Source organism: Variovorax sp. 01T439_2 (assembly GCF_056398445.1).
The window spans coordinates 1-6,464 of the sequence record NZ_JBFTPJ010000258.1; the positions used below are offsets into that span (position 1 = coordinate 1).

Annotated in this window: 6 protein-coding genes and 1 tRNA gene; all 7 read right to left on the reverse strand. The window is 65.8% G+C overall.

All coding sequences use genetic code 11. From position 1 onward, the window contains the following. Nucleotides 1–281, reverse strand: a 281-nt coding sequence (locus AC1DOC_RS14160) for a hypothetical protein (protein WP_012747700.1), incomplete at its 3' end; no start/stop codon positions are given. 152 nt (nucleotides 282–433) lie between these two features. Then, on the reverse strand, nucleotides 434–1,840 hold the full coding sequence (gene rimO, locus AC1DOC_RS14165) for a 30S ribosomal protein S12 methylthiotransferase RimO (protein ID WP_478129961.1): 1,407 nt from the start codon (nucleotides 1,838–1,840) through the stop codon (nucleotides 434–436). Between the two features lie 41 nt (nucleotides 1,841–1,881). Beyond that, on the reverse strand, nucleotides 1,882–2,442 hold the full coding sequence (phaR, locus tag AC1DOC_RS14170; RefSeq protein ID WP_018905029.1) for a polyhydroxyalkanoate synthesis repressor PhaR: 561 nt from the start codon (nucleotides 2,440–2,442) through the stop codon (nucleotides 1,882–1,884). 72 nt (nucleotides 2,443–2,514) lie between these two features. Further along, nucleotides 2,515–2,883, reverse strand: a complete 369-nt coding sequence (locus tag AC1DOC_RS14175; RefSeq protein ID WP_230537833.1) for a hypothetical protein — start codon at nucleotides 2,881–2,883, stop codon at nucleotides 2,515–2,517. Nucleotides 2,884–3,053: 170 nt separating this feature from the next. Continuing rightward, nucleotides 3,054–3,130: transfer RNA gene (locus tag AC1DOC_RS14180), tRNA-Val, on the reverse strand. Nucleotides 3,131–3,179: 49 nt separating this feature from the next. After that, the gene (locus AC1DOC_RS14185; RefSeq protein ID WP_230537838.1) at nucleotides 3,180–5,324 is read right to left on the reverse strand and encodes a RelA/SpoT family protein; all 2,145 of its coding nucleotides are present in this window, start codon (nucleotides 5,322–5,324) and stop codon (nucleotides 3,180–3,182) included. Nucleotides 5,325–5,430: 106 nt separating this feature from the next. Next, a complete protein-coding gene (locus tag AC1DOC_RS14190) occupies nucleotides 5,431–6,390 on the reverse strand; it encodes an alpha/beta fold hydrolase (protein ID WP_051128025.1) in 960 nt (319 codons plus the stop codon). Between the last annotated feature and the right edge of the window lie 74 nt (nucleotides 6,391–6,464).

The window sequence follows — 6,464 nt, forward strand, 5'->3', positions numbered from 1 at the left end:
TACGTCAGCAGGTTCGACTTGGGCCTGCGATTGCTCTCGATCGAATAGATCGCCGGCTTGTCCTGCTCGGTCTTCGTAGCCGCCGCCTCGCTGCTGGGAGCTGGTAGCGGATAGACCTCGCCGGAAAGGCGCTTCACACGCTCCGCATACATCTTGGCCAGGGCCGCGTGATGCTCCGCTGCAGCCTGGTGCTCGAGACGCGCCATCTGGGCTTCGTGAAGCAGCGTGGCAGCCCTTTTGAGATGAAGGCTGGATCCGGATTGAAAGAGCTGGAAGAACATGGGACCTCCTGGAGAACACAAGCCGCCACGTTCAAATGCCCGGGTGCATGCGTCTGTAGGCGTACAACTTTTTCGCCTGTCGCTCAGTCCGTGGTTCGCAAGTCGGCGATCGCCGCCTTGCTCTCTCTTGCTCTCGCCAGGATGGCGACGGTTCAGATCGGCAGCGCGATCAGGTCGTGGCCCTCGGCGCCCACGATGCGGGCCCGCGTGAATTCACCCACCTTGAGCGTCTTGCTGATCTTCTCGGGCGGCAGCAGGCGCACGGTGCCGTCGATCTCGGGGGCGTCGGCGTAGGTGCGGCCCACGCCGCCCTTGCGCCCCATGCCGGGTGCCGAGTCCACCAGCACCTGCATGGTTGCACCGATGCGCTGGCGCAGCTTGGCGATCGACACCGCTTCGGCCACTTCCATGAAGCGGGCGCGGCGCGCTTCACGCTCCGCCGGCGGCAGCATGCCGGGGATGTCGTTGGCGGTGGCGCCTGCCACAGGGCTGTAGGCGAAGCATCCGGCGCGGTCGATCTGCGCCTCGCGGATGAAGTCGAGCAAGTGCTCGAACTCCTGCTCGGTTTCGCCAGGGAAGCCCGCGATGAAGGTGCTGCGGATCACCAGCTCGGGGCAGACCTCGCGCCACCGCGCCAGGCGCTCCAGGTTCTTCTCGCCGCTGGCCGGCCGCTTCATGCGCTTGAGCACGTCGGGGTGGCTGTGCTGCAGCGGCACATCGAGGTAAGGCAGCACCTGGCCGCTGGCCATCAGCGGAATGATCTCGTCCACGCTCGGATACGGATACACATAGTGGAGCCGGACCCAGGCGCCATAAGGCTCGGCAATTTCGCCCAGCGTGCGCACCAGTTCGAGCATGCGCGTCTTGACCGGCTTGCCGTCCCAGAAGCCGGTGYGGTACTTGACGTCCACGCCATAGGCCGAGGTGTCCTGGCTGATCACCAGCAGTTCCTTGACGCCGCCTTCGAACAGAGCCTTGGCCTCGCCGAGCACATCGCCGACCGGCCGCGACACCAGGTCGCCGCGCATCGAGGGAATGATGCAGAAGGTGCAGCGGTGATTGCAGCCTTCGCTGATCTTCAGATAGGCATAGTGCCGCGGCGTGAGCTTGAGGCCCGCGATGCCGAAGGTGTTGGGCACCAGGTCGACGAACGGGTCGTGCGGCTTCGGCAGGTTGGCGTGGACCGCGTCCATCACTTCCTGCGTGGCATGCGGACCGGTCACGGCCAGCACGCTCGGATGCATTTGCCGCACCAGGTTGCCGCCCTGGTCGCCGGTCTTGGCGCCCAGGCAGCCCGTGACGATCACGCGGCCGTTTTCCGCCAGCGCCTCGCCGATGGTGTCCAGGCTTTCCTTCACGGCATCGTCGATGAAGCCGCAGGTGTTGACGATCACCAGGTCGGCGCCCTCGAAGGTCTTGGCCGTTTGGTAGCCCTCGGCGCTCAGCTGGGTCAGGATCAGTTCGGAATCGGTCAGGGCCTTGGGGCAGCCCAGGCTCACAAAGCCGACTTTGGGGGCGGCCGTCGTGGCGGCACGTTCGGGGGAGGCAACTTCGCTCATATATGCCCCTATTGTCCCAGCTATCGGCCGGGGCCGGGATTTCAGGGGCGTTTGATGCCGAATGCGCCCAGGACCTGCTCGGTATTTTTCTGCATCTGCTCCTGCATCTGCAGGAACACGTTCTTGGACTGCTCGACGTAGTTGCCCATGAGTCCCTGGAGCATGGGCGACTGCATGGTCATGAAGCGCGACCACATCTCGGGCGTGAGGCCTTCGGCCTTTTCGGTGAGCTGGGCCTGTACCTCGGTCATGGCCTGGATGTTCTTTTCGAGGTAGGGGCCCATGTAGCCCTGCATCGCCTGACCGTAGAAGCGGATGATGTTGGCCAGCACCTGCTCGGTGAACATGGGCGCACCGCCCGCTTCTTCCTCGAGGATGATCTGCAGCAGGATGCTGCGCGTGAGGTCGTCGCCGGTCTTGGCATCGCGCACCACGAACTGGGCATTCTGTATGACCAGCTGCTTCACCTCGGTGAGCGTGATGTACGTGGATGTCTCGGTGTCGTAGAGCCTTCGGTTGGGGTACTTCTTGATTACACGTTGCACCGGCTTGACCCCGGACTTCTTGCTCTGCACTGCGGACTCCTTCACATGGATGCCCATGTCATCCGATGATTCTAGGTAGCGGTTTTGCTGCATCGCGACAAGGTTTACCCTGACCGTGCCTGCGCCGCTTCAACCGAGCGTTGTTGCGTACTCGGCGCCGCAGGCGCTGCAGGTGGCGGTCTCGGGGCGTTCCTCGGTGGCTTCCCTGAAACGCAGCGGACTCTTGTGGCCGTAGACCACCCAGCAGCGCGGACAGTGCTCCTGGCCTGCCGTGGGCAAGTAGGCGCGCGATCGCTGCTCGGCGCGCTCCTGCGTGACGGGCGTGCCCTGCCGGATGGCGCGGGCTATTTCGCGTGCCGCCATGGTGTCGGTGCGGCCGCTTGCGTGGTCGTTGATGCCATAGACCGCGCGCGCAAATTCGATGGGAGCCTGCCTGAGCAATGCGGCCAGGCGCATGTCGGCATGAGCCCGATCAACCAGCGTTGATCGCGTATTCATCAGATCGCTTGTCAAGAAATTTGAAAAAGGTTTGCAGAGCGGCCAAGGTAGCACAACAACATGGCCATGGTCTTTGTCTGCTTCACCGCTAGGACGATTGAATCACCGGGGAACCCGGTGAAAGCTCTGTTCGACAGACCCGGTGGTTGGCCGGAAGTCGAAACAGAAATTGGTAGGCGCGATTGGACTCGAACCAACGACCCCCACCATGTCAAGGTGGTGCTCTAACCARCTGAGCTACGCGCCTAAGGATGTGTCCGAGAAGCAGCTATTGTAGCAGGAGAAAACGCGCTTTTTCAGCGCCGACGTGCAGATCGCACACCGGCAACCGCCGTCACCACGCCCAGCACCTGCGTGAGCCGCGCCGCATCGGAGATTTCCACGGTGAAGGTCATCCATGCCGTGCCCTTGACCGATTGGGTCTGCACGCCGATCACGTTCATCTTCTCGCGTGCGAACACATCGGAGATGTCGCGCAGCAGGCCCTGGCGGTCGGCCGCCTCGACGGACACGTCGACTGCATAGACCGGCGCTTCGCCGCCCTTCGCGGCGCCCCATTCGACATCGATCACGCGCTCGCTGTCGCGCGAGGCCATCATGCGGAAGTTGCTGCAGTCGACGCGGTGCACGCTCACGCCGTGGCCGCGCGTCACGAAGCCGCGGATGGCATCGGGCGGCGCGGGCTTGCAGCATTTGGCGAGCTGCGTCATCAACGAGGACACGCCCACCACCAGCACACCGCCCTTGCCTGACTTCTCGCTCGCGCGCGGCTTCTTGATCTGCACGCCGTCGTCGGGATTGGGCGCAGGCTCGGGCGGACGCAGCAGCACCTCGATGTTGCGCAGCGAGAACTCGTCCTTGCCGACCACTTCGAACAAGTGGTCCGCCGACTTGAAGCCCAGCTGCGAAGCCAGGTCCTCGAGCCGCGTGGAGGTCTTGCCTTCGCGCTGCAACAGCTTCTCGACCGCCTCGCGCCCGCGCGCCACGGTTTCGTGCGTGATCTGCGCGTTGAACCATGCGCGCACCTTGGCGCGCGCGCGGTGGCTTGCAAGGTAGCCGAGCTCGGCATTGAGCCAGTCGCGCGAAGGCCCGCCCTCCTTGGCCGCGATGATCTCGACCGTCTGGCCGTTGGACAGCGGCGTGTTGAGCGGCACCATGGCCCCATCGACGCGCGCTCCGCGGCAGCGGTGGCCCAGCGTGGTGTGAACGGTGTAGGCAAAGTCGACCGGCGTCGCGCCCTGCGGCAGTTCGACGATGGCCGCGTCGGGCGTCAGCACATAGATGCGGTCGTCGAAGAGGCCCTGGCCTTGCGAGCCGCCCGACAGGTCGCGCTCCCATGCCAGCAGTTGCCGCAGCACGGCGATCTTCGCGTCGTATTCGCCGCTCGCCCACACGCCCGCATAGCCCTTGTGGCCGGCCTCCTTGTAGGCCCAGTGCGCCGCCACGCCGTGCTCGGCATGGTCGTGCATTTCTTCGGTGCGGATCTGGATCTCGATCGGCTTGCCGGGCTTGCCGTCGACCATCTCGCGCACCACCGTGTGCAGCGACTGGTAGCCGTTGGGCTTGGGCCGCGCGATGTAGTCGTCGAACTCTTCGTCGATCGGCAGGAAGTGCGAGTGCACCCAGGCCAGCGCCGCGTAGCAGTCCTTCACGTCGGGCACCACCACGCGCAGCGCGAGGATGTCGAACACCTGCGCAAAGTCGAGCGACTTGCCGCGCATCTTCTTGACGATGCTGTAGATGTTCTTGGGCCGCCCCTGCACCGTGGCGCGCACGCCCTCGGCCTGCAGCTCGCGTTCGAGCTGCGAGCGCAGCTGCTCGACGTGGCCTTCGCGCTCGACACGCTTCTCGTCGAGCAGGCGCGCAATCAGCTTGTAGGTCTCGGGCTCCAGGAAGCGGAACGAGAGGTCTTCGATCTCCCACTTCACCTGCCAGATGCCGAGCCGGTTGGCGAGCGGCGCAAACACCTGCAGCGACTCGCGCGCCACGCTTTCGGGCGCCGGCTGCTTGCTGGCGGCGGCATGCCGCAGGGTCTGCAGCCGCGATGCGAGGCGCAGCATGACCACGCGCAGGTCGCGCGAGAACGCGAGCAGCATCTTGCGCACGTTCTCGGTCTGCGCACCCGCTGCGCCTTCGGCCAGGTGATGGCCCTGCGAAGCCGAGCGGGCCTGCTCCTGCACGCGCACCAGCTTGGTGGTTTCGACCGCCAGCGCCGCGAAGTTGTCGCCGAACACCTTGGCGATCACCTCCTGCGGGCGGTTGAGATGCTGGCAGGCGTAGACGAGGTAGCTCGCGGCCTGCATGGCCTCGGAGCCGCCCATCTTGGCGACGATGGCGGCGACGGCGTCGGCATGCGCCAGCGTGTTCTCGCCGGTATCGAGCTTTTCGTCGGCGATCAGCGGCTCGGCGAAAGCGCGTGCACGGGCGAGCATGTTCTCCATGACCGGCGTGCGGTCGGCCGTGGCGGCGGACAAGGGATAGTCCACCACCGCCGTATCGGAGGCGTGCGCCGTTTGAAGACTCGAAGACTCGCGCTTCACGTTGGCCTCAATCGAACAGGAAGTTGGTGACGGCGCCCACCTGCACGGGGTCGACGAAGGTGGGCGCATGGCCCACGCCTTCGAACTCGACCAGCGCCGCGCGCGGACCGCGCTGCGTCATGGCCAGGGCCGTTTCGCGCGAGAGCAGGTCCGACTGCGCGCCGCGCGTCACGAGCGTGCGCGCATCGATGGCGTCATAAAGGCTCCACATCACGGCGCCGCCCTGGACCGCAGCCTCGGGCGTGATGGCACGCAGCGCGACGGCAATGGCCGGATCGTAGTGAAGCAGCCAGGGACCGGCTGCGTCGCCATGGGATTCGCCGGCCTCCACCTTGGCGGCGCCATCGGGCGTGCGCTGCGACGCGGGCACCACCATGTGCTGCGACAGCGAAAGCCACTGGTCCGGTGTATGGGGGCCGAAGCTGGTCGAGATCGTCCACATGGCATCGGCCGCCGACTGCAGGCTGTCGTAGCGGCCGCCCTGCCCCACGTAGGCGCCGATGCGCTGCAGCGCGGCAGCCTCGATCGTCGGGCCCACGTCGTTCACGACGAAGCGGCGGATCGGCCGGGCCAGCGGCAGCTGCTTGTGCCCCGCCAGCACGAAGCCGATCAGCCCGCCCATGCTGGTGCCCAGGTAGTCGAGCGTGTCGATCGGTTGTTCGCGGTGCAGCTGCGCAACCAGCGCCAGCATGTCGGCCGCATAGACCGGCACCTGGTAGAGGGCCGGGTCGCGCAGCCAGTCGCTCTGGCCGCGCCCCGCCACGTCGGGGCAGACCACGCGCACGTCGCCGGCGGCGCGTGCCACGAGGGCCTGCGCAAGCACGTCGAAGTCGCGTCCCTGCCGCGTGAGGCCGTGCACGCAGACCACCACGCGCGCGCTGCGCGCGTCGCCCCATTGCCAGTAGGCCATGCGGTGACCGCCCTGGGCGTCATCGCACGCCACGTAATGAAGCGTCGGTTCTGTCATGAAAACGAAGTCGTCCTGGTGCGGATAATGGTCTCGTCGCATCCTAATTCATCCGGAGATTGATCTTCATGCTC